This is a genomic window from Sulfurimicrobium lacus, from assembly GCF_011764585.1.
Taxonomy (GTDB): domain Bacteria; phylum Pseudomonadota; class Gammaproteobacteria; order Burkholderiales; family Sulfuricellaceae; genus Sulfurimicrobium; species Sulfurimicrobium lacus.
In genome coordinates this window covers 3760636-3782780 of sequence record NZ_AP022853.1, presented here as the reverse complement: position 1 = coordinate 3782780, position 22145 = coordinate 3760636, and the positions used below count along the sequence as shown (strand labels likewise).

Annotated in this window: 18 protein-coding genes; 13 read left to right on the top strand and 5 right to left on the bottom strand. The window is 62.8% G+C overall.

From position 1 onward, the window contains the following. Nucleotides 1-34 precede the first annotated feature (34 nt). The 4 genes from SKTS_RS18520 to gltB all read right to left on the bottom strand — a co-directional run bounded on the left by SKTS_RS18520 (nucleotide 35) and on the right by gltB (nucleotide 9558). A complete protein-coding gene (locus tag SKTS_RS18520; protein ID WP_173068646.1) occupies nucleotides 35-2227 on the bottom strand; it encodes a primosomal protein N' in 2193 nt (730 codons plus the stop codon). Nucleotides 2228-2539: 312 nt separating this feature from the next. After that, nucleotides 2540-3604 carry a uroporphyrinogen decarboxylase gene (gene hemE, locus SKTS_RS18515; RefSeq protein WP_173068643.1) on the bottom strand — a complete coding sequence of 355 codons (1065 nt, stop codon included), beginning with the start codon at nucleotides 3602-3604 and terminating at the stop codon, nucleotides 2540-2542. 81 nt (nucleotides 3605-3685) lie between these two features. After that, on the bottom strand, nucleotides 3686-5083 hold the full coding sequence (locus SKTS_RS18510; protein WP_173068641.1) for an FAD-dependent oxidoreductase: 1398 nt from the start codon (nucleotides 5081-5083) through the stop codon (nucleotides 3686-3688). Between the two features lie 23 nt (nucleotides 5084-5106). Continuing rightward, nucleotides 5107-9558 carry a glutamate synthase large subunit gene (gltB, locus tag SKTS_RS18505; RefSeq protein WP_173068639.1) on the bottom strand — a complete coding sequence of 1484 codons (4452 nt, stop codon included), beginning with the start codon at nucleotides 9556-9558 and terminating at the stop codon, nucleotides 5107-5109. 198 nt (nucleotides 9559-9756) lie between these two features. Between gltB and SKTS_RS18500 the strand changes: the two genes are divergently transcribed. The 4 genes from SKTS_RS18500 (at nucleotide 9757) to ubiB (ending at nucleotide 13239) form a co-directional block, all read left to right on the top strand. Next, nucleotides 9757-10218, top strand: a complete 462-nt coding sequence (locus SKTS_RS18500; protein WP_173068637.1) for a gamma-butyrobetaine hydroxylase family protein — start codon at nucleotides 9757-9759, stop codon at nucleotides 10216-10218. 135 nt (nucleotides 10219-10353) lie between these two features. Beyond that, nucleotides 10354-11091 carry a bifunctional demethylmenaquinone methyltransferase/2-methoxy-6-polyprenyl-1,4-benzoquinol methylase UbiE gene (gene ubiE, locus SKTS_RS18495; RefSeq protein WP_173068635.1) on the top strand — a complete coding sequence of 246 codons (738 nt, stop codon included), beginning with the start codon at nucleotides 10354-10356 and terminating at the stop codon, nucleotides 11089-11091. 2 nt (nucleotides 11092-11093) lie between these two features. Beyond that, on the top strand, nucleotides 11094-11702 hold the full coding sequence (locus SKTS_RS18490; RefSeq protein WP_173068633.1) for a ubiquinone biosynthesis accessory factor UbiJ: 609 nt from the start codon (nucleotides 11094-11096) through the stop codon (nucleotides 11700-11702). Nucleotide 11703: 1 nt separating this feature from the next. After that, nucleotides 11704-13239 carry a ubiquinone biosynthesis regulatory protein kinase UbiB gene (gene ubiB, locus SKTS_RS18485; protein ID WP_173068631.1) on the top strand — a complete coding sequence of 512 codons (1536 nt, stop codon included), beginning with the start codon at nucleotides 11704-11706 and terminating at the stop codon, nucleotides 13237-13239. Between the two features lie 37 nt (nucleotides 13240-13276). On the opposite strand, the gene SKTS_RS19170 is transcribed toward ubiB, so the two are convergent. Next, nucleotides 13277-15937: a bifunctional sulfate adenylyltransferase/adenylylsulfate kinase gene (locus SKTS_RS19170; RefSeq protein ID WP_342342997.1), complete on the bottom strand. Its 2661-nt coding sequence runs from the start codon at nucleotides 15935-15937 to the stop codon at nucleotides 13277-13279. Between the two features lie 41 nt (nucleotides 15938-15978). On the opposite strand from SKTS_RS19170, the gene SKTS_RS18470 reads away from it, so the two are divergent. The 9 genes from SKTS_RS18470 to rfbD are packed head-to-tail and all read left to right on the top strand — an operon-like array spanning nucleotide 15979 to nucleotide 22102. Further along, the gene (locus tag SKTS_RS18470) at nucleotides 15979-16299 is read left to right on the top strand and encodes a nucleotide pyrophosphohydrolase (protein ID WP_173068629.1); all 321 of its coding nucleotides are present in this window, start codon (nucleotides 15979-15981) and stop codon (nucleotides 16297-16299) included. A gap of 10 nt (nucleotides 16300-16309) precedes the next feature. Then, on the top strand, nucleotides 16310-16618 hold the full coding sequence (locus tag SKTS_RS18465) for a (2Fe-2S) ferredoxin domain-containing protein (protein WP_173068627.1): 309 nt from the start codon (nucleotides 16310-16312) through the stop codon (nucleotides 16616-16618). Between the two features lie 2 nt (nucleotides 16619-16620). Continuing rightward, nucleotides 16621-17535 carry an ATP-binding cassette domain-containing protein gene (locus tag SKTS_RS18460; protein WP_173068625.1) on the top strand — a complete coding sequence of 305 codons (915 nt, stop codon included), beginning with the start codon at nucleotides 16621-16623 and terminating at the stop codon, nucleotides 17533-17535. After that, nucleotides 17535-18320 carry an ABC transporter permease gene (locus SKTS_RS18455; RefSeq protein ID WP_173068623.1) on the top strand — a complete coding sequence of 262 codons (786 nt, stop codon included), beginning with the start codon at nucleotides 17535-17537 and terminating at the stop codon, nucleotides 18318-18320. The genes SKTS_RS18460 and SKTS_RS18455 overlap by 1 nt, the downstream gene beginning before the upstream one ends. A 28-nt stretch (nucleotides 18321-18348) precedes the next feature. Next, nucleotides 18349-19410, top strand: coding sequence for a dTDP-glucose 4,6-dehydratase (gene rfbB / locus SKTS_RS18450; RefSeq protein WP_173068621.1), 1062 nt, complete (start codon nucleotides 18349-18351; stop codon nucleotides 19408-19410). Continuing rightward, on the top strand, nucleotides 19397-19789 hold the full coding sequence (locus SKTS_RS18445; protein WP_173068619.1) for a four helix bundle protein: 393 nt from the start codon (nucleotides 19397-19399) through the stop codon (nucleotides 19787-19789). The genes rfbB and SKTS_RS18445 overlap by 14 nt, the downstream gene beginning before the upstream one ends. After that, nucleotides 19786-20697: a glucose-1-phosphate thymidylyltransferase RfbA gene (gene rfbA / locus SKTS_RS18440; protein WP_173068617.1), complete on the top strand. Its 912-nt coding sequence runs from the start codon at nucleotides 19786-19788 to the stop codon at nucleotides 20695-20697. The genes SKTS_RS18445 and rfbA overlap by 4 nt, the downstream gene beginning before the upstream one ends. Then, a complete protein-coding gene (gene rfbC, locus SKTS_RS18435; protein WP_173068615.1) occupies nucleotides 20697-21245 on the top strand; it encodes a dTDP-4-dehydrorhamnose 3,5-epimerase in 549 nt (182 codons plus the stop codon). Before rfbA ends, rfbC begins: the two co-directional genes overlap by 1 nt. Further along, nucleotides 21242-22102, top strand: a complete 861-nt coding sequence (rfbD, locus tag SKTS_RS18430; RefSeq protein WP_173068613.1) for a dTDP-4-dehydrorhamnose reductase — start codon at nucleotides 21242-21244, stop codon at nucleotides 22100-22102. The genes rfbC and rfbD overlap by 4 nt, the downstream gene beginning before the upstream one ends. The last annotated feature ends 43 nt before the right edge of the window (nucleotides 22103-22145 follow it).

Here is a 22145-nt window from a genome sequence, read left to right as displayed (position 1 = left end):
AGCTGGGTATTCTAAAGCTTTCTATGACCTGCTGCTAGAAATCGAGGGGGTCGACGTCGAGAGACCATCTGGTTTGGCGCGCATGGAGTGCCGACAGGGCGCTGTACCAGTGGTGCAGGAAGCGCTGCAGAGTCTGGCGCGACTCCGCCTGCACCAGCAACTGGGCTCGTTCCCTTCCGGCGAGGCGGGCCATGGGGGCGGGCACGGCATCGTAAACCGTGATCGCGGGGTCGTCGGCGGCGGCCAGTTTTCTTGCCTTGCGCAGAAAATCGAGCGCCGTTTCCAGTCGCGTGGCCTCGGCGCGTAGCAAGGCCTGGTGACAGAATGGCGGGAAGCCCGCCTGCTTGCGTTCCACCAACTGTGTTGCGGCAAAGGCTTCGTAGTCCTGGCGCAGCAGGGCCTCGAACAGCGGGTGGTCGGGAAACTGGGTCTGGATCAGCACGGTGCCGGCTTCCGCTGCCCGACCGGCGCGGCCCGCCACCTGCATCAGCAGGGCGAAGAGGCGCTCCGCCGCGCGGAAATCCGCGCTGTAGAGCGCGCCGTCCACGTTGAGTGCGCCGACCAGGGTGAGACGCTTGAAATCGTGACCCTTGGCCAGGATCTGCGTGCCCACCAGGATGTCCACCCGTTCCTCGTGCACTTCCTGCAGCATCTCTTTCAGGGCGTGCTTGCGCCGCGTACTGTCGCGGTCGATGCGCAGGATGCGGGCGGTGGGGAAATGTTCTGTCAGAACGTCTTCCAGGCGCTGGGTGCCTTGGCCGACGGGGGCCAGGTCGGGGTTGCCGCAGTCCGGACAGGCGCGTGGAATGCGCTCTTCATGGCCGCAATGGTGACAGCGCAGGCGCCCTTCGCGCAGATGCACCACCAGCTTGCTGGAGCAGCGCAGGCAGGGCGCGATCCAGCCGCACTGATTGCACGTCAGGACCGGGGCGTAACCGCGGCGGTTGATGAACACCATGCTTTGCCGCCCGCGCGTGAGATTCTCGCCCAGGGCGCGCAGCAGCGGTGCGGTCAGGCCGTCGACCGGCTTTTCCGTGCGCAGGTCGATGCGGCGGATGACGGGCAGTTGCGCCTCTTCCACCGCCCGCTGGGTCAAGCGTAGCAGGCGATAGCGCCCCGCCAAGGCATTCTGGTAACTTTCCAGCGAGGGCGTGGCGGAACCGAGCAGGATAGGGATGTCGCGCTGCTTGGCGCGTGCCACCGCCATGTCGCGCGCGCTGTAGCGCAGGCCATCCTGCTGCTTGAACGAACTGTCGTGTTCCTCGTCCACGATGATGAGCCCCAGATCGGACATGGGGGTGAACACCGCCAGGCGCGTGCCGAGCACGATGCGCGCCGCGCCGGACTGGGCCAGCAGCCAGTGCTGCAGGCGTTCCGTGTCGTTCAGGCTGCTGTGCAGGGCGACCACGGGAACGCCGGGAAAACGTGTGCGGAAGCGGGCTTCGAGCTGGGGGGTGAGGTTGATCTCCGGCACCAGCACCAGCACCTGCCTGCCCTGTTCCAGCTGGCTGGCGGTGAGGCGCAAATAGATTTCGGTCTTGCCGCTGCCGGTGATGCCGAGCAGCAGCCAGGGCACGAACCCGGGCGGAGCGGCGTGAATTTCGGCCACCACAGTCGCCTGCTCCTGGTTGAGTTGCGGCAGGACCGGCGCACCGGTCGACGGGGCAGCGGACGGCACCGGAATGGCTTCCTCGGTTTGCTCGATCCAGCCTAGTGCGAGCATTTCCTTAACGTGTCTGGCTGCGCTGGAAGAAAGGTCGAGCAGTGCTTCGCGCGGCGCAGCCCCACTCTGCTGCAGGAATTGCAGCAATTTGCGTCGCACCACCGCCCGTGTCGGCAGTTCATCCGGGGACGGGGCGACCGTGGTCAGGGCATAGGCGCGCCGGCACGGCAGCGCGTTGGGCTGATCCGAGCGCAGCCGCTGGGGCAAAGCTGTAAAAATAACCTCGCCCAGGGGGTGATGGTAATAGTCGCTGCAAAACTGCAGCAGGGCCAGAATTTCCTGGGGCAGCGGCGGGCTGTCGCGCAACACCTGCAGCACCGGCTTGATTTGCGCGGCGGGGTGGTCCGAGTGGTCGGCGAGGGCGACGATCATGCCCACCATTTTCCTGCGGCCGAAAGATACCAGCACCCGCCGGCCGATGTCTTCCGTACCCGCGCTGTCCGCCCGATAGTCGAACAGGGTGGCAAGCGGAACGTCGAGGGCGATTTTCAGTATTTGGGTCATTTTCAGACCCTAGTTTGGCGCATACTTTTCAAGTCGAATCTACTTACTCGGTAGTAACTTGCTGTAGTGAGAACGCTTTTTTAGTTACCCACAGAATCTGTGGATAACTCTGTGGGTAGTCGCAGGTCAAAAGGGGTAATTGCTTGCCGGGCAAGGACTTTTTGCTTCTGCCTAGTCCGCGGGCGTTTATATATTATCTATACAAAACAGCATGTTGACAAATGTCCGTCAGAAAATCGACTTTTGCCGGTTGACGTTTTGACATTTGTCAGAACTGTGTATAAATCGCGTAGGAAGCTGAGTCAAACGCGTTTATTTATGGTAAGCGCGGCTCATCTCGTGCACGGCGCTCACCAGCGTGGCGGCATGCTCAGGGTTCGTGTACTGGGAAATGCCGTGACCGAGATTGAATACGTGGCCGGAACCTGGGCCGTAAGAGGCCAGGATCTTGCCTGCTTCGGCACGGATGGTCTCCGGGTTGGAGAACAGCACGGTCGGGTCCAGGTTGCCCTGCAATGCCACCTTGTCGCCGACGCGGCGGCGTGCCTCGCCGATATCCATGGTCCAGTCCAGCCCGACCGCGTCGCAGCCGATGTTGGCGATGCTTTCCAGCCACAATCCGCCGCCCTTGGTGAACACGATGCAGGGGATCTTGACGCCATCTTTTTCGCGAATCAGGCCGCCCATGATCTTCTCCATGTAGGCCAGGGAAAACTCGTGGTAGGCGGCGTGAGACAGCGCGCCGCCCCAGCTGTCGAAAATCATCACGGCCTGCGCGCCGGCTTCGATCTGCGCGTTGAGGTAGGTGGTGACGGAGCGGGCGTTGATGTCGAGGATGTGGTGCAGCAGGTCGGGGCGGCTGTAGAGCATGGTCTTGATCAGGGTGAAGTCGCTGCTGCTGCCGCCCTCTACCATGTAGCAGGCCAGCGTCCACGGGCTGCCGGAAAAGCCGATGAGGGGGACGGAGCCATCCAGCGCCTTGCGGATTTGCGTCACGGCGTCCATCACGTAGCGCAGGTGTACGTCGGGATCGGGTACGGTGAGGTCGCGGATCTCCCACTCGTCGCGCAGCGGGCGCTCGAATTTCGGCCCTTCGCCGTGGGAGAAATACAGCCCCAGCCCCATGGCGTCGGGGATGGTGAGAATGTCGGAAAAAAGAATCGCAGCATCGAGCGGAAAGCGCGCCAGCGGCTGCAGCGTCACCTCGGTGGCGAGGTCGGGGCTCTTGCACAGCGACATGAAATCGCCGGCTCGCTCGCGCGTCTTGTTGTATTCCGGCAGGTAGCGCCCGGCCTGGCGCATCATCCAGATCGGCGTGTATTCGGTCGGCTGGCGCAGCAGGGCGCGCAGGAAGGTGTCGTTTTTCAGTTTGCTCATTGTTTTATCACCACGGGGAGCACGGGGAACACGGGGCTTGAATGGGTTTCCCCTGCTCCCCGTGTGCCTCGTGGTTAATGTTCAAACGCCCAGAAATTCCAGGATACCTTTTGCTGCCAGGCGGCCTTCGTTGACCGCCGTCACCACCAGGTCCGAGCCGCGCACCATGTCGCCGCCGGCGAACACTTTCGGGTTGCCGGTCTGGAATGCTTGCGCATTGCCGCTCGCCACCACGCGTCCGCCTTGATCCGTGGCGATGCCGAAATCGGCGAACCACGGCTGCGGGTTGGGGCGGAAGCCGAAAGCGACGATGACGTGGTCGCAGGGGATGATTTCCTCGCTGCCCGGAATCACTTCCGGGGTGCGGCGGCCGCGCGCGTCCGGCGCGCCGAGCTGGGTGGTGACCAGCTTCACGCCCTCGACCTTGCCGTTGCCGACGACTTCCACCGGCTGGCGGTTCCACAGGAATTGCACGCCTTCTTCGCGGGCATTGTTCACTTCGCGTTTCGAGCCCGGCATGTTGGCCTCGTCACGGCGGTAGGCGCAGGTGACGGAAGCCGCGCCCTGGCGGATCGAGGTGCGGTTGCAGTCCATGGCGGTATCGCCGCCGCCCAGCACCACGACACGCTTACCCTGCATGGAAACGAACTCGCCCGGCAGATTCAGACAATTGCGCACGTTGGAGATCAGGAACGGCAGTGCTTCCAGCACCCCCGGCAGGTCCTCGCCGGGGAAGCCGCCCTTCATGTAGCTGTAAGTGCCCATGCCCATGAACACCGCGTCGTATTCGTCGAGCAGGCGCTGGAACGGCAGATCCTTGCCGATCTCGGTGGCGAGGCGGAATTCGACGCCCATGCCTTCGAGAATCTCGCGGCGGCGCTTGACGACTTCCTTTTCCAGCTTGAATTCGGGGATGCCGAAGGTGAGCAGCCCGCCGATTTCCTCGTTGCGGTCGAACACCACCGGCGCGACGCCGTGGCGCACCAGCACGTCGGCGCAAGCGAGGCCGGCGGGGCCGGCGCCGATCACGGCGACTTTCTTGCCGGTCGCGACCACCTTGCTCATGTCGGGACGCCAGCCGGCCTTGAAGGCCTCGTCGGAGATGTACTTTTCCACCTGGCCGATGGTCACTGCGCCGAAGCCGGTGTTGAGCGTGCAGGCGCCCTCGCACAGGCGGTCCTGCGGGCATACGCGGCCGCAGATTTCGGGCAGCGAATTGGTCTTGTGCGACAGCTCGGCCGCCTCGAACAGGTTGCCTTCCCGCACCAGCTTGAGCCAGTTGGGAATGTAGTTGTGCACCGGGCACTTCCATTCGCAGTACGGATTGCCGCAGGCGAGGCAGCGGCCGGCCTGCTCCTGGGCCTGCTCCGCGCCGAACGGCGCGTAGATTTCGCGGTACTCGGTGACGCGCACCTCGGCGGCCTTCTTGTCGCCGTCGCGGCGCGCGATGTTGATGAACTGGAATACGTCGTCAGCCATTTTCTTCCCCATTCCTTGCTCGCTCAGCTTTTCAACAGGCTGTCGAGGTGCAGCGCTTTCGGTTTTACCAGCCAGAACTTGCCGATCACTTCGTCGAAACGGGCGAGCAGATCGCTTGCCTGTTCGCTGCCGGTGAGGCGGATGTGTTCTTCCAGGCTTGCGCGCAGGAAGTGGCGGTATTGTTCAGTGGATTCGGTGTTGATGCGGTTGATGTCCACCAGCTCGTTGTTGTAGCGGTTGGCGAACTGGTTATGTGCGTCGTACACCATGGCGAAGCCGCCGGTCATGCCGGCGCCGAAATTGAGGCCGGTGTCACCGAGCACGACAATGATGCCGCCTGTCATGTATTCGCAGCAGTGGTCGCCGGCGCCTTCCACCATCGCCACGGCGCCGGAATTGCGCACCGCGAAGCGCTCGCCGGCCATGCCGGCGGCGTTGAGCTTGCCGCCGGTGGCGCCGTAGAGACAGGTGTTGCCGATAATGGTGGTATCGAGAGCCTTGAAAGCCGAGTCCTTGGGCGGATGGATCACGATACGCCCGCCGGCCATGCCCTTGCCCACGTAGTCGTTGGCGTCGCCTTCGAGCTTCAGGGTGAGGCCCTTGTGGTTCCACACGCCGAAGCTCTGGCCGGCGCTGCCGCTGAGGTTCAGGGTCAGGCAGTTGTCGGGCAGGCCTTCCGCGCCGTGCGCGCGGGCGATCTCGCCCGACAGGCGCGCGCCGATGGAGCGGTTGGTGTTGTGCACCGCGTAGGACAGTTCCAGCGGCTGTTTCGCCTTGATCGCGGCAATCGCGTCGACCACCATCTGTTCCGCCAGCTCGCCCTTATCGAAGGACGGGTTGGTGGCCTCGGTGCAGTAGCGCGGCTCGCTGTCGGGAATGCTGCCCTGGTCCAGCAGCACGCCGATATCCAGCTTCTGCTGTCGAGCGGATTCGCCCGGCAATACTTCCAGCAGGTCCATGCGGCCGATCAGCTCGTTCATGGTGCGCACGCCGAGGCGTGCCATCAGCTCGCGGGTTTCCTGGGCGACGAAGGTGAAATAGTTCATCACCATTTCCGGCAGGCCGATGAAGTATTCCTTGCGCAGGCGCTCGTTCTGGGTGGCCACGCCGGTGGCGCAGTTGTTGAGATGGCAGATGCGCAGGTATTTGCAGCCCAGCGCGATCATCGGCGCGGTGCCGAAGCCGAACGATTCGGCGCCCATGATGGCGGCCTTGATCACGTCCAGGCCGGTCTTCAGGCCGCCGTCTGTCTGCAGCCGCACGCGCGAGCGCAGGCCGTTGGCGCGGAGCACCTGTTGTGCCTCGGTGATGCCCAGCTCCCATGGCGTGCCGGCGTACTTGACCGAGGCGATGGGGCTGGCACCGGTGCCGCCGTCGTAGCCCGAGATGGTGATCAGGTCGGCGTAGGCCTTGGCCACGCCGGCAGCGATGGTGCCCACGCCCGGCTCAGCCACCAGTTTGACCGACACCAGCGCCTGCGGGTTGACCTGCTTGAGGTCGAAGATCAGCTGCGCCAGGTCCTCGATGGAGTAGATGTCGTGGTGCGGCGGCGGCGAAATCAGCGAAATACCGGGCTTGGAGCAGCGCAGCTTGGCGATCATCGGCGATACCTTGTCGCCCGGCAACTGGCCGCCTTCGCCCGGCTTGGCACCCTGCGCCACCTTGATCTGCAGCACTTCGGCGTTGACCAGGTAATGCGGCGTGACGCCGAAACGGCCCGAGGCCACCTGCTTGATCTTGGACATCTTAACGGTGCCGTAGCGCGCCGGGTCTTCGCCGCCTTCGCCCGAGTTGGAGCGGCCGCCGAGGCGGTTCATGCCTTCCGCCAGCGCTTCGTGCGCTTCCGGCGACAGCGCGCCCAGGCTCATGGCTGCGGAGTCGAAGCGCTTGAGGATGGCCTCAAGCGGCTCCACTTCGTCGACCGAAATGGGATTGGCGTCGAGCCTGAGCTTCATCAGGTCGCGCAGCATTGCCACCGGGCGCTCGTTGACCAGCGCGGCGAAGCGCTGGTAGGCGGCGAAATCGGTCTTCTGCACCGCCTGTTGCAGCTCCATCACCACGTCCGGGTTGTAGGCGTGGTATTCGCCGCCGAACACGAACTTGAGCAAACCGCCGTGGGACAGGGGTTCCATGGTGTTATAGGCGAATTTCACCAGTGTCTTCTGGTCGGACTCGAAATCCTCGAATCCGGCGCCCTTGATGCGGCTGACCGTGCCGGGCAGGCACAGGTCGATGACTTCCTCGCCCAGGCCCACGGCTTCGAACAATTGCGAACCGCGATAGCTGGCAACGGTGGAGATACCCATCTTGGAGAGGATTTTCAGCAACCCCTTGTTGATGCCCTTGCGGTACTTGTACAGCGCCTCGTTGAGCGTGTTGCCCTTGATCTCGCCGTCGCGGATCATCTCGTTGATGGCCTGGTAGGCGATGTAGGGGAACACCGCCGTAGCGCCGTAGCCGATCAGGCAGGCGATGTGGTGCGGGTCGCGCGCGCTGCCGGTGTCGACGATGATGTTGGAGTTGCAGCGCAGGCCGGCGTCGATCAGGGCGTGGTGCACGCAGCCCACGGAGAACAGGGCGTGGATCGGCAATTTATCCTTGGCGATGTTGCGGTCGGACAGCACCACGATCACCTTGCCGTTCTTCACGGCTTCGACCGCCTGCCCGGCAAGCGCTTGCAGCGCGGCCTTGAGGTCGGTCCTGGCCGGATCGTAGTTGAGATCCAGCGTGACGCTGCGGTATTCCGGCTCGGTCAGGGAAGTGAGCTTGGCGAATTTCTCATGCGACAGCACCGGGGAGCCGACTTCCAGACGCTTGGCGTGGGCCGGCGTTTCCCGGAACAGGTTACGCTCCGGACCGAAGCAGGTGTTGAGCGACATCACCACGGCCTCGCGGATCGGGTCGATCGGCGGGTTGGTCACCTGGGCGAACTGCTGGCGCAGGAAGTCGAAAGGCGAGCGGACTTTCTGGCTCAACACCGCCATCGGGGTGTCGTCGCCCATCGAGCCGATGGCCTCCTGGCCTTCCTCGGCCAGCACGCGCAGCACCTGGTCACGTTCCTCGAAAGTGACGTTGAACAGCTTCTGCGCCACCAGCGCGGCGTCGGCGTCCAGCACTTGCAGGCCGTTGTCCTCGTCGATGCCGGTTTCGAGGTGAATGGCGTTTTCCTTCAGCCAGTTGCGGTAGGGATGGGCTCCCTTGAGCTGGCTGTCGATGTCGTCGGACAGCAGCAGTTTGCCTTCCTGCAGGTCCACCGCGATCATCTGGCCCGGCTTGACGCGGCCTTTCTGCACCACGTCCTGCGGCTGGTAAGGCCACACGCCGATTTCCGAGGCGATGGTGAAGTGGCGGTCCTTGGTCACCACGAAGCGCGCCGGGCGCAGGCCGTTGCGGTCCAGTGCGCATACGCCGTAGCGCCCGTCGGTGAGCACCATGCCGGCCGGGCCGTCCCACGGCTCCATGTGCATCGAGTTGTATTCGTAGAAGGCGCGCAGGTCCGGGTCCATGGTCTGCACGTTCTGCCAGGCCGGCGGTACCATCAGGCGCAGCGCGCGGAACAGGCTGACGCCGCCCATCACCAAGCCTTCCAGCATGTTGTCCATGCTGAAGGAATCCGAGCCGTTCATGGACACGATGGGGCGCACGTCGTCCATGTTGGGCAGATGTTCGGAGACGAAGGTTTTTTCGCGCGCGCGCGACCAGCTGCGGTTGCCCTGCAGGGTGTTGATTTCGCCGTTGTGCGCGAGGTAGCGGAACGGCTGCGCCAGGCGCCATTCCGGCCAGGTGTTGGTGGAGAAGCGCTGGTGGTAGACCGCCAGCGATGAGGCGAAGCGCTCATCCTTGAGATCGAGGTAGAACACCGGCAGGTTGGCGGGCGTTACCAGACCTTTATAAGACATGACCTTGGACGACAGGGTGGGCAGGTAGAAAGTCTTGTCGTCGGCCAGCGCTTTTTCGGCGCGGCGGCGGGCGATGTACAGCTTGCGTTCGAAAGCGGCTTCGTCCATCCCGTCGGGCGCGTTGACGAAAATCTGCTCGATCGCGGGCAGCGTTTCCAGCGCGTACTTGCCGAGCGCGCCGTTGTCGGTGGGCACTTTGCGGAAACCGGCCACGGACAGGCCCTGGGCGGCGAATTCGGTATTCAGCGCGGTGCGCGCGATTTCTGCCAGTTTTTCATCGCGGTTGAGGAAAGCCAGCGCGGCAGCGTAAAGCTTGCCGAGGGCGAAGCCGTTTTCGGCCGCGACTGCGCGCAGGAAACTGTCCGGTTTCTTGAACAGCAGGCCGCAGCCGTCGCCCGATTTGCCGTCGGCGGCGACCGCGCCGCGATGGGTCAGACAGGCGAGGGAGTCGATCGCGGTCTGGACCAGCCAGTGCGAAGGCTTGTCATCCATGTTGGCCATCAGGCCGAAACCGCAGCTATCCTGCTCGAAATGCGGACGGTAGAGCGTGCCGTCCAACCAAGCTTGTCTGTCCATTGCCAAACCTACCCCAAAAACTCAAGAGAAAAGTTCTCGATTCTACCCAGAACTGCCTCCGCCATCAATAAGTTCGCGATGCTTCTGGAAATTGCGGCGGCCAGACCCATCTAGGAATGACGCCTCCGGGCGCCCCCGCATGATTGGCGCGGCACCGGTTCTCGGTTATGATTCACCCCAATGTAAAGGAATGTTTAAATGAGCGGCTTAGATCAAAACACCCCTCGCCCTACCGAAATCAAGTTGCACCAGAAATCCCGTGAACTGGAAATTGCTTTCGCCGACGGCAAGGTTTTCCGCCTGTCTTGCGAGTTCCTGCGTGTCTACTCGCCTTCCGCCGAGGTGCGCGGTCATGGTGTCGGACAGGAAACCCTGCAGGTCGGCAAGAAGGAAGTCGAAATTACCGCCATCGAGCCGGTCGGCAATTACGCCGTGGTGTTGCGCTTTTCCGACGAGCACGACACCGGGATCTATTCCTGGGACTATCTCTATGACCTGGGTGTGAATCACGACGCCCTGTGGCAAAGCTACCTGGCCCGTATGCAGGAAGCCGGCGCCAGCCGCGAATCCCTGGTGCACGAAGCCATCGCCAAGAAATCCGGCGGCTGCGGCTCGGGTGGCTGCGGTTCTGGCGGCTCCGGCGGTTGCGGCAGCAAATAATCCAGCGGTCATGGCATACGTGCAACCCCGAATGATGAAGCTCACCATGACCGCTTCCCCCACCCCGGCCCTCCCCCGCTTGCGGGAGAGGGGGACGAAGGCTCGCTATGCGAGTTTTATGTTTAAGAGCGAAATATGAGCGATAAAACCACGCACTTCGGCTTCGCGACCGTCGCCGAGGAAGAAAAGGCGAGCAAGGTCGCGGAGGTCTTCCACTCCGTGGCCAGCCGCTACGACCTGATGAATGACGTCATGTCCGGCGGCCTGCATCGCTTGTGGAAAATATTCGCCATCGAGCAAAGCGGCGTGCGCACCGGCGGCAAGGTGCTCGACGTGGCCGGCGGCAGCGCCGACTTGTCGCTGCAGTTCGCCAAGAAAGTCGGCCCGACCGGACAGGTCATACTCACCGACATCAACAGTTCCATGCTCACCGTCGGCCGCGACCGGCTGCTGGACGCGGGGTACAACCCCACCGCAGCGCAGTGCGACGGCGAGAAATTGCCCTTCCCGAGCAACTACTTCGATTGCGTCACCGTGGCTTTCGGCCTGCGCAACATGACCCACAAGGACGCGGCGCTGAAGGAAATGTACCGCGTCATCAAGCCCGGCGGACGGGTGCTGGTGCTGGAGTTTTCCAAGGTCGCCGCGCCGCTGCGCCCCCTGTACGACCTCTATTCCTTCAAGCTGCTGCCGGTCATGGGCAAGCTGATCGCCAACGACGAAGCGAGCTATCGCTACCTGGCAGAATCCATCCGCATGCATCCCGACCAGGAAACGCTCAAGCAGATGATGGAAGACGCCGGCCTGGAACGGGTGGAGTATTTCAATCTCACCGGCGGCGTGGTGGCCTTGCACAAGGGCTTCAAGCTCTGAGCATGGAGCAGTCCGAACCGCGTCTGCCGTTGACCGCACAAGCCTTCGCCGCGACCTTCAACCATCTGCTGCAGACTCAGCCCTGGTCGCGCGAGCGTTTGCAGCGCCATGCCGGCAAGACCCTCCGCGTCAACCTGCCGCCCCTGCTGTTGCTGCTTGCCGTTGAAGGCGATGGCATGATTTCCGCCGCGCAGCCCGGTTGCGAACCCGACGCTTCTTTGGGCGTTTCTCCCCTCGCACTGCTCCATGTGTTGTCCTCGCGCCCCTTGCCGCAGGAGTTAGTGCATACTGCGGGCGATTCCGGCCTGGCCGTGGATTTCGGCAACGTGATGCAGAATTTGCGCTGGGATGCGGAAGAGGATTTGAGCAAGATTTTCGGTGACGTCGTGGGTCACCGCATGGCCCGGAGCGGGTCGGGATTGTTGTCGCTGGCGCAGCAGGCGGCGGAAAACTTCGCCGCCAACCTGACGGAATACTGGACCGAGGAGCAACCGCTGTTGGCAAAAAGGCCGGACATTGAAAGTTTCATCCGCGAGATCGACGCCCTGCGCGATGCGGCGGCGCGGCTTGAAAAACGGGTGGAGCGCCTGATGCCGCGTGCGGGTTCATAACATGCGCATCCTGCGCCTGATCAAGATTCTGCACGTGGTGTTCCGCTTCGGCCTGGAGGAGTTTTTCCTCGGCCACGAGCGCGTTCGCGCCTTGCGCTGGGTCGCCAAGGCGGCCCTGTTCTGGCGTCCGCTGCACGAACCCCGGGCGGTGCGTCTGCGCCTTGCGCTGGAGGCCCTGGGGCCGATTTTCGTCAAGTTCGGTCAGGTGCTGTCCACCCGGCGCGACCTGGTTCCGCTCGATATCGCCGACGAACTGGCCGGGCTGCAGGACCGCGTGCCGCCGTTTCCCACTGCACAGGCGCTGGAAATACTGCGCAAGGTATATGGCAAGCCGGTGGAAGAGGTGTTTGCCGAATTCGATGAGACCCCCATCGCTTCCGCTTCGGTGGCCCAGGTCCATCGCGCGGTATTGAAGGACGGGCGCCGGGCCGCGGTGAAGATCTTGCGTCCCGGCATTGCGCCGCTGATAGACAAGGATATTTCCCTGCTCTACGTCGGCGGCGGGCTGATCGAAACGCTGTGGGCCGACGGCAAGCGTCTCAAGCCGCGCGAAGTGGTGGCGGAGTTCGAAAAACACCTGCACGACGAACTGGACCTGATGCGCGAGGCCGCCAATGCCTCGCAGTTGCGGCGCAATTTCGAGGGCTCCAACCTGCTGCTGGTGCCGGAGGTGTTCTGGGATTACTGCCACACCGAAGTGATGGTGATGGAGTGGATGGACGGCACGCCGATCAGCCAGATCGAGCGCCTCAGGGAGCAGGGCATCGATATCCCCAAGCTGGCCAGCGCCGGGGTGGAAATCTTTTTCACCCAGGTATTCCGCGACGGTTTTTTCCATGCCGACATGCATCCCGGCAACATCCTGGTGGCGCCGGACGGGCGTTATATCGCGCTCGATTTCGGCATCATGGGCACCCTGACCGACGTGGACCGCAACTACCTGGCGCAGAATTTCCTCGCCTTTTTCCGCCGCGACTACAAGCGCGTGGCCCAGGCCCATATCGAATCCGGCTGGGCGCCCAAGGACACCCGCGTGGACGAGTTCGAGGCGGGGATACGCGCGGTATGCGAATCCGCTTTCGACCGTCCGCTCAAGGAGATTTCCTTCGGCCGCGTGCTGCTCGGACTGTTCCAGGCCTCGCGCCGCTTCAACGTGGAAATCCAGCCGCAACTGGTGCTGCTGCAGAAAACCCTGTTGAATATCGAAGGGCTGGGGCGCGAGCTCGATCCCGATCTCGACCTGTGGCAGACCGCCAAGCCTTATTTGGAGCGCTGGATGTCGGAGCAGATCGGGTGGCGCGGGCTGGTCCGCATGCTCAAGGTGGAAGCGCCCAACTGGGCCGGCATCCTGCCACAGTTGCCGCGCCTGGCGCATGCCGCGCTGGCGCGCGATCAAGGTGCCGAAGTGACGCGCCTGCATGCCGCCCTGGAAGACCGCGACCGCCGCGAGCAGCGCCGTTTCTGGTTGCTGGTGGTGCTGCTGGGCTTGATTCTGCTGGTGCAGGGGCTGCCCTGGGCCTTACTGTTGCTGGAATAGACTTGCCGCTGCGGGTGCTCCGTCCGCTTTTTCCCGGCTACGCCAGGTAACCCGCCGCCTGCAGGGTGTGGACGATCCGGGCCACCGCCTCCTCCACGCCGACATCTCCAGTGTTAATGCTTACTTCAGGATTGTGCGGCGCTTCATAAGGATCGCTTACGCCGGTGAACTCCTTGATGATGCCTGCCCGCGCCTTGGCATAAAGTCCCTTCGGGTCGCGCGCTTCGCAGACTTCCAGCGACGTGGATACATGCACTTCAAAAAAACCGCCCCACTCTGAAATCATGTCCCGCACCGCCTGGCGGGTTTCGCGATAGGGGGCGATGGGCGCGCAAATGGTGATGCCGCCGTGGCGCGTGATTTCGCCGGCGATGAAACCCATGCGGCGGATGTTCAGATCGCGATCTGCCTTGGAGAAGCTCAAGCCGCTGGATAACAGCGTGCGCACGACGTCTCCGTCCAGCAGCGTGACCGGTCGCCCGGTCAGTTCCATCAGCTTGAGATCGAGGGCTTGGGAGAGCGTGGTTTTACCTGCACCGGAGAGGCCGGTAAAGAACACCGTAAAGCCGCGCTGCATGCGCATTGGGCGCAGCTTGTGCAGTTCGGCCACCACTTCCGGAAAGGACGCCCAGTGCGGGATGTCCTCACGGCCATCGTCGAGGCGTTGGCGTAAATCCTGTGCAGACAACACCGCGCTTGCCTGGCCGGCGGGGAGATATTCTTCCGGCAGGTACTGTGCCAGGTCGGGGGCATAGACCATGCGCGGGAAAACGATGGCTTCTACGCCGATGGCCGCGAAGTGCTCCGCCAGGGGCAGAATCTGGCCGGGCGCGAGAGCATCGCTGCCGCGCCGCATCTCGCCGGCACCGGCGTCTCCGCCGATAATGAAGTGCGAGCAACCGTAATTGCGCGCCACGATTGCCTGCCACAGCACTGCGCGCACTCCCGCCGGGCGGGAAGCGAGGGGCAGCAGGGAAAGCTCGGCGAGTCCGGCCGGGTAATATGGCAGGAGGGCCTGATAACAGCGCATGCGGGTGAAATATTGCGGCTCAGGCAGCTCGTCCGCAAAGGCCTGGATCAGCAGGCCGGCATCATTTTCCGCGGCGCAGTGGCGGGTGAACTCGAACTGGGCGCGGTGCATGATGTGGTGCGGCTGAAAAGCCACGACGCGGCTGCGCCCTGCTCGCGCGAAACGCTCGCGCAGCGTACCGGGAGACAGGCGCAGGGCCGTGAAATCGGCGCGGTGCGGCAGGTTCAGTCCCTCCACGAGGCCGCCCGCATAGTGGCTGCCGAGGCTGTGCAGAAACGCCATGCCGGGATGGTCGGCGAGGTCGGTACCGTACACCTGGCGCGCTTCCAGCACTTTGTCGGCTGGCCAGCTTTCGTCCACGGTGAGCACGGCGAGGGCGCTCCCGCCGCTGTCGCGCAGCACGACACGGCTGCCGGGCGCTAGCGTTTCCGTCACGTCGAGGACGATGGGCATGGGCCAGAAGCTGCCGTCGGCCAACCGCATGTCCGTCACCACGCCCTGGTAATCGGCGCGGCACATATAGCCCCGTAGCGGGGATAGCGCGCCGTTGAGCAGCAGCTCCAGGTCGCACAGCTGGCGTGGATTCAGGGTGAGAGCGGGAAGGGTGGCGGCTTCGTGCAGCAGCGCGTCGCGGCGTGCGCCTTCGGCCATAAGATTGACCAGTTCACCGCCATAGGGAGAAATCAGCTCGCTCAAGCAAGACGGCCTCACGCCCATAAAAGCGCTGCTGAAAAGCGCCAGGAAGCGTTCTACCTCGCTTTCCGGCAAGTGGTTGATGCCGGCGGCGCTCTTGCGTCCGCCGCCGCTCTCGAACTGGCGGCACAGCTCGTCCGCGCCGCCCGGATTGTCGAGCGGGGCGCGCACGCTGACGACATAGCCGCCGTCGGGCTTATGCGTCAGCACGGCATGGGCGAGGGATGCTTCGATTTGCGCCAGGTGGTTGCCGAATACGCCGCTGACGCGCCGAGCCCAGGGCAGGTTGGGGAGCAGGTAGACGGCGCCGCCAGGGTAAACCCAGGGCGGCACGAGCGCATGTACCATGCCCATATCTGCGTTGTAACCGCGCTTCAGCGTGGCGAACGCCGGGGCCTCGGACATGAAGCGGAACGGGTCGGCATAGCCGTGCAGTTGCCGGTACAGTTCGGCCGGATGAAAGTGCAGATCCTCCACGCTGTCGCCATAGGCGTTGTAGTTGAGGCATTCTCCCAGTTCGCGCAGTGCCGTCAGCTGGACTTCGGACAGGTTCAGGGGTGCGGCGGCGCGCAAGGCGCTTTCGGCCTGATTGTCGCCGAATGCCGCAGCCACCGCCCAAGCGCGGTAGCGCCCCGCCAGCATGCCGTCCACCAGCAGGCTGGTGCAGGTGCCGGGCGCCGTGTCGATCACCGCGCGCAGCGCGGGATGCGCGGGAATGTCCCCGGCGAAATGGTGGTCCACGTAAGTGACCTCCGCGCCTTGCGCCAGCAGGGACAGCAGGGCATCACGGTTTTTGTCGAGGGAGATGTCGAGTGCGGTGACCCGATCGCCGGCTGTAGCCGAAACATTTCTCAGCAGCGCGATATCGCGTTTGACGCCAGTGACGAGCACGCTGTCGCGCGGCTCTGCAAGCCGCAGCTGGTGCAGGGCGCAAATGCCGTCGGCATCTCCGTTGAATACGTCAAAATTAGCCATAGGACTGCTATGATACACATTTTCCCCGAGATGAATGACGCATGGAACAGCGTTCACTGGAAGCCTTGCGCGACGAGCTGCGGCAATTTGCCAGGGCGCGCGACTGGGAGCAGTTTCACACCCCGAAAAACCTCGCCATGGCCCTGATCGTCGAGGCCGCGGAGCTGGTGGAACAGTTCCAGTGGCTCACGCCCGAGCAGAGCCAGGAACTTTCGCCCGAAAAGCTGGAAGCGGTGCGCCAGGAGTGCGCCGACATCCTGATTTACCTCACCCGTTTTGCCGACATGCTCGGCATCGACCTGCTCGATGCTGCGCGCGACAAGCTGGTGATCAACGCCGCGAAATACCCGGCACTAAAATGAAAGAACAGACATGAGCTATTTCGAAAAGCACGTATTTTTCTGCACCAACCAGCGTGAGGACGGACAGCCCTGCTGCGCCAACCACGACGCCCAGGCGATGCGCGATTACGCCAAGGGGCGGATCAAGAAGCTGGACCTGAACGGCCCGGGCAAGGTGCGCATCAACAGCGCCGGCTGCCTCGACCGCTGCGGCGAAGGGCCGGTGCTGGTGGTCTACCCGGAAGCGGTCTGGTATACCTACGTCGACCAGGCCGACATCGACGAGATCGTCGATAGCCACCTGGTCGGCAACAAGGTCGTGGAGCGGCTCAAGATTTGAACGTGCAAGCGGTTCTTTCCGCAACGGGCCTGCGCAAGCGCTACGATGCGAAAGAAGTGGTTGCGGGTCTCGACCTGGCGCTGGCGCCGGGCGAGTGCTTCGGCCTGCTGGGGCCCAACGGCGCGGGAAAAACCACCACCTTGCGGCTGCTGCTCGGCCTGACCCGTCCCGATGGCGGGACGATCTCCCTGCTTGGCTTGCCGGTGCCGGATCAGGCGCGCCAGGCCCGCGTCAAGGTGGGTGTGGTGCCGCAGCTGGACAATCTCGACCCGGACTTCAGCGTGGCGGAGAACCTGCAGGTGTATGGCCGCTATTTCGGCCTCAGCGATGCTGCGGTCGCGGCCCGCATCCCCGAATTGCTGGACTTCGCCGACCTCACCGGGCGGGCGGATGCCAAGATCGAGACCTTGTCGGGCGGCATGAAGCGGCGCCTGACCCTGGCGCGCGCCCTGGTCAACGACCCCGACGTGATCTTCCTCGACGAGCCGACCACCGGCCTCGATCCCCAGGCGCGCCACATGATGTGGCAGCGGTTGCGGCGCTTGCTGGGGGAGGGCAAGACCATCCTGCTCACCACCCATTTCATGGAAGAGGCGGAACGCCTGTGCGACCGCCTGCTGATCATGGATCGGGGAGCGGCGATCACCACCGGCGCGCCGCGCGATTTGATCGCGCAGCATATCGAGCCGCACGTGGTCGAAATCTACGGCGACCCGGACACGGGAGGCAGGACGGCGGTTTACAAGGCGCTGTGCGAGCGACAGGAACTGGTGGGCGAAACCCTCTTCTGCTATTGCGCCGACCCGCACGCCCTGCTTGCCGCGTTGCAGGCACAGTCGCACTTGCGCTACCTGCATCGTCCCGCGAACCTGGAGGATGTATTCCTGAAACTCACCGGCCGGGATTTGCGCGATTGATGTCGAATTTTGATTACAGCCTGCCAAAACTTAGCTGGCGCTTCGTCCCCATCTGGCGGCGCAATTTCCTGGTATGGCGCAAGCTCGCGATCCCCTCGATCCTGGGCAACCTGGCCGACCCGGCGTTCTACATGCTGGGGCTAGGCTATGGCCTGGGCAGCCTGCTGCCGCAAGTGGCGGGCGTTCCCTACATGACCTTCCTCGCCGCCGGCACGCTGTGCTACAGCACCATGAACAGCGCCACCTTCGAGAGCCTGTACTCCGCCTTCTCGCGCATGCACGTGCAAAAAACCTGGGACGCGATGCTCAACGCGCCTCTGGAACTGGATGATGTGATGCTCGCCGAACTGGCTTGGGCGACGAGCAAGAGCGTGCTCTCCGGCGTGGCGATCCTGGTCATCATCCTGGCGCTCGGGCTGTCGCACTCCTGGCTGCTGCTGTGGACGCTCCCGCTGCTGGTGCTGATCGGCTTCTGCTTCACCGGCATGGCGCTGGTGATGAACGCGCTTTCGCCCAACTACGACTTTTTCATGTACTACTTCACCTTGGTAATTACTCCCATGGTGCTGCTGTGCGGCGTGTTTTACCCGGTCGCGCAGCTGCCGGCCTTTTTGCAAAGCGCGGCGAACTGGCTGCCGCTGACCCATGCCATCGAACTGGGGCGGCCGCTGGTGCAAGGCGAGTGGCCGCAGCGCATCGGGGTGCATGTGACCATGTTGCTCGCGTACGGCAGTGTCGGGTTTTACCTGGCTTTGGTCCTGGTGCGCAGAAGACTGCTAAAATAATCAGCTGTAATTTTTGCGGGGGAAAATAATGATCCTGGTTACTGGCGGAGCCGGCTTCATCGGCTCGAACTTCATTCTCGACTGGATTGCCGGTGAGCAAACGCCGGTGGTCAATCTCGACAAGCTGACTTACGCCGGTAATCTGGAGAACCTGGCTGCCTTGCAAGGAGACCCGCGCCATGTTTTCGTGCAGGGCGACATATGCGATGGCGAACTGGTCGGCCGCCTGCTACGCGAGCACAAGCCGCGTGCGATCGTACATTTCGCCGCCGAAAGCCACGTCGATCGTTCCATTCACGGCCCGGCCGATTTCATCGAAACCAACATCAACGGCACTTTCCGCCTGCTCGAAGAGGCGCGGGCTTACTGGCAGGCATTGCCTCAAGCGGAACAAGCCGGCTTCCGCTTCCTCCACGTTTCCACCGACGAAGTGTATGGCTCGCTGGGGCCGAATGATGCGCCCTTCAGCGAGACCACTCCGTATGCGCCCAACAGCCCATATTCAGCGTCCAAGGCGGCTTCCGACCACCTGGTGCGGGCCTACCACCATACCTACGGCCTGCCGGTGCTGACCACCAATTGCTCCAACAACTACGGTGCTTACCAATTCCCGGAGAAACTGATCCCGCTGATCATCCTCAACGCCTTGAACGGCAAGCCCTTGCCGATTTATGGCGACGGATTGAACGTCCGCGACTGGCTCTATGTCGGCGATCACTGCACGGCGATCCGCGAAGTGCTGAAACAGGGCCGCTTGGGCGAAACCTACAATGTCGGCGGCTGGAACGAGAAAACCAACCTCGACGTGGTGTATACCGTGTGCGCCATTCTCGACGAGCTGCGGCCCGCAGCCGATGGCCGACCCTATGCTTCACTCATTACCTACGTCAAGGACCGGCCCGGCCACGACCGCCGCTATGCCATCGACGCGCGCAAGATCGAGCGTGAACTGGGCTGGAAGCCGGCGGAGACCTTCGAAACCGGTATGCGCAAGACAGTGCGCTGGTACCTCGAGCATCAGGACTGGGTGAGGAATGTGACTAGCGGAGAGTACCGGGAGTGGGTGGGAAGAAATTATGGTGAGCGGTGATCGGCAAGCAGTGAGCGGGAAACCCCACACCAGGCTTCAAGCCTGGAAATCTGCGATGGATCTGGTAGAGGGGGTTTATCGGATTACCGCTACTTTTCCTGCAAGCGAACAATTCGGCCTGGTTTCGCAGATGCGCCGGGCGTCGGTATCTGTCCCCAGCAATCTTGCCGAGGGAGCGGCTCGAGATGGCGCAAGAGAGTTCGCACACTTCCTGAGCATTGCCAAGGGGTCACTGAGCGAACTGGATACACAATATCAATTGGCACAAAGACTTGGGTTTATCAAGGAGGGTCATGCCGACCTTGCGGGCCTGATTGAAAAGGTAAGTAAGCTCGTTGCCGGATTACACAAGAAGGTCAAGGAAGGGGCCAACACATGACCGCTCACAGCTCGCCACTTACTGCTCACCACACAAAAGGTATCATCCTCGCCGGCGGTTCCGGCACCCGCCTGCACCCGGTTACCCTCGCGGTTTCCAAGCAACTGCTGCCGGTATACGACAAGCCGATGATCTACTATCCCTTGTCCACGCTGATGCTGGCTGGGGTGCGCGACATCCTGATCATCTCCACCCCGCAGGACACGCCGCGTTTCGAGCAGTTGCTGGGCGACGGGAAGCGCTGGGGACTGAACATTACATATGCAGTGCAGCCCGAACCGGAGGGCATCGCCCAGGCCTTTATTATCGGTGCGGATTTTATCGGCAACGACCCCTGTGCCCTGGTGTTGGGCGACAACATCTTTTACGGCCATGAACTATCGGAGGACCTGCAGGCGGCGGCGAAGAAAACGCAAGGTGCGAGCGTATTCGCTTACCCGGTAAATGACCCGGAGCGTTATGGCGTGGTGGAGTTCGACGCGCAGCGCAACGCCGTCAGCATCGAGGAAAAGCCGTTGCAGCCGAAATCGCGCTATGCCGTCACAGGCATCTATTTCTACGACAACAAGGTGGTCGAAATCGCGCGCAACATGAAGCCCTCGCCGCGCGGCGAACTGGAAATAACCGATGTCAATAAGGCCTACCTCGCACAGGGCAAGCTTGACGTGGTGGTGATGGGGCGCGGCATGGCCTGGCTCGATACCGGTACGCACGAATCCCTGCTGGAAGCTTCGCTGTTCATCGAAACCATCGAAAAGCGGCAGGGCCTTAAAATCGCCTGTCCCGAAGAAATCGCCTACCGCATGGGCTATATTACGGCGCAACAACTGGAAAACCTGGCTGCTCCCCTGGCCAAAAACGGCTACGGCCAATATCTGCTGAACGTGTTGCGCGAAGAGGTGTACTGATGCAAGTTGTTGCAACGGCCATTCCCGATGTCCTGATCCTTGAGCCCAAGGTTTTTGGCGATGAGCGCGGATTTTTCTTCGAAAGCTACAATGCACGGAAATTTACCGAGCTGACCGGGATAAAAGCTGAATTTGTCCAGGACAATCATTCCCGCTCGGCAAAGAACGTATTGCGCGGTCTGCACTACCAGATCCAGCAGCCACAGGGCAAGCTGGTGCGTGTGGTGGCCGGCGCCGTGTACGATGTGGCAGTAGACCTGCGCAAAAATTCATCCACTTTCGGCAAGTGGGAAGGCGTTGAGCTATCGGCAGAAAACAAGCGCATGCTGTGGGTTCCGCCCGGGTTCGCGCACGGCTTCCTGGTGCTCAGCGACTATGCGGAATTTCTCTACAAGACCACCGACTACTGGGCGCCCGAGCATGAGCGCTGCGTTGCCTGGAACGACCCGGATCTCGCCATCGCCTGGCCACTGGATGGCGCATTGCCATCGCTGTCGGCCAAGGATCGGGATGGCGTTCCCCTCAGCCGCGCCGAGGTGTTCGCTTGAAAATCCTGCTCACCGGCAAGAACGGCCAGGTCGGCTGGGAACTGCAGCGCGCCCTGGGGCCGCTCGGGCAGGTGGTGGCGGTGGACCGGCAGGTGCTGGATCTAGGCAATCCCGATTCGATTCGCGCGGTGATTCGTGAAGTCAGGCCCGATCTCATCGTCAACCCCGCCGCCTACACCGCCGTGGACAAGGCCGAAAGCGAGCCGGAACTGGCGATGGCGGTCAATGGCATCGCGCCAGGCATCATGGCGGAAGAGGCCAAGAAATTGGGCGCCGCCATGATCCACTATTCCACCGACTACGTCTTCGACGGCCGCAAAACCAGCCCCTACACGGAAGAAGACATCCCCAGCCCGCTCAACGTCTACGGAAAGACCAAGCTGGCCGGCGAACAGGCGGTCCAGGCGGCGGGGATCCCTCATCTCATCCTGCGCACCAGCTGGGTGTACGGCGCGCGCGGCAAGAACTTCCTGCTCACCATCCTGCGCCTGGCGAAAGAACGCGAAGAACTGAAAATCGTCGCCGACCAGATCGGCGCCCCGACCTGGAGCCGGATGATCGCGGAAGCGACGGCGCAAATTCTCGCGCAAAGCGTTTCACCCCTCACCCCTCACCCCTCACTCCTCACTGGTGTTTACAACCTGACGGCGGCGGGCCGCACATCCTGGTGCGGGTTTACCCAGGCTATTGTGGAAAATGCACAGGCGGGTACGCGAGTCATGCCCATCCCCACAAGCGATTACCCCCTGCCAGCGCCAAGGCCGTTATTCTCGCTGCTCGCCAGCGACAAACTGGCGAGAACGTTCGGCGTCGCGTTGCCTCTTTGGGATGAGTCGCTAAAGCTCTGCATGGCGTAAAAGTGCGCCCCGCTCTGCCAGGGAACCGCCCATATGAGAAAAG

Coding starts and splice junctions, on each gene's coding strand:
- SKTS_RS18520 (WP_173068646.1), bottom strand. CDS start 2,227: ATGACCCAAATACTGAAAATCGCCCTCGACGTTCCGCTTGCCACCCTG.
- hemE (WP_173068643.1), bottom strand. CDS start 3,604: ATGAGCAAACTGAAAAACGACACCTTCCTGCGCGCCCTGCTGCGCCAG.
- SKTS_RS18510 (WP_173068641.1), bottom strand. CDS start 5,083: ATGGCTGACGACGTATTCCAGTTCATCAACATCGCGCGCCGCGACGGC.
- gltB (WP_173068639.1), bottom strand. CDS start 9,558: ATGGACAGACAAGCTTGGTTGGACGGCACGCTCTACCGTCCGCATTTC.
- SKTS_RS18500 (WP_173068637.1), top strand. CDS start 9,757: ATGAGCGGCTTAGATCAAAACACCCCTCGCCCTACCGAAATCAAGTTG.
- ubiE (WP_173068635.1), top strand. CDS start 10,354: ATGAGCGATAAAACCACGCACTTCGGCTTCGCGACCGTCGCCGAGGAA.
- SKTS_RS18490 (WP_173068633.1), top strand. CDS start 11,094: ATGGAGCAGTCCGAACCGCGTCTGCCGTTGACCGCACAAGCCTTCGCC.
- ubiB (WP_173068631.1), top strand. CDS start 11,704: ATGCGCATCCTGCGCCTGATCAAGATTCTGCACGTGGTGTTCCGCTTC.
- SKTS_RS19170 (WP_342342997.1), bottom strand. CDS start 15,937: ATGGCTAATTTTGACGTATTCAACGGAGATGCCGACGGCATTTGCGCC.
- SKTS_RS18470 (WP_173068629.1), top strand. CDS start 15,979: ATGGAACAGCGTTCACTGGAAGCCTTGCGCGACGAGCTGCGGCAATTT.
- SKTS_RS18465 (WP_173068627.1), top strand. CDS start 16,310: ATGAGCTATTTCGAAAAGCACGTATTTTTCTGCACCAACCAGCGTGAG.
- SKTS_RS18455 (WP_173068623.1), top strand. CDS start 17,535: ATGTCGAATTTTGATTACAGCCTGCCAAAACTTAGCTGGCGCTTCGTC.
- rfbB (WP_173068621.1), top strand. CDS start 18,349: ATGATCCTGGTTACTGGCGGAGCCGGCTTCATCGGCTCGAACTTCATT.
- SKTS_RS18445 (WP_173068619.1), top strand. CDS start 19,397: ATGGTGAGCGGTGATCGGCAAGCAGTGAGCGGGAAACCCCACACCAGG.
- rfbA (WP_173068617.1), top strand. CDS start 19,786: ATGACCGCTCACAGCTCGCCACTTACTGCTCACCACACAAAAGGTATC.
- rfbC (WP_173068615.1), top strand. CDS start 20,697: ATGCAAGTTGTTGCAACGGCCATTCCCGATGTCCTGATCCTTGAGCCC.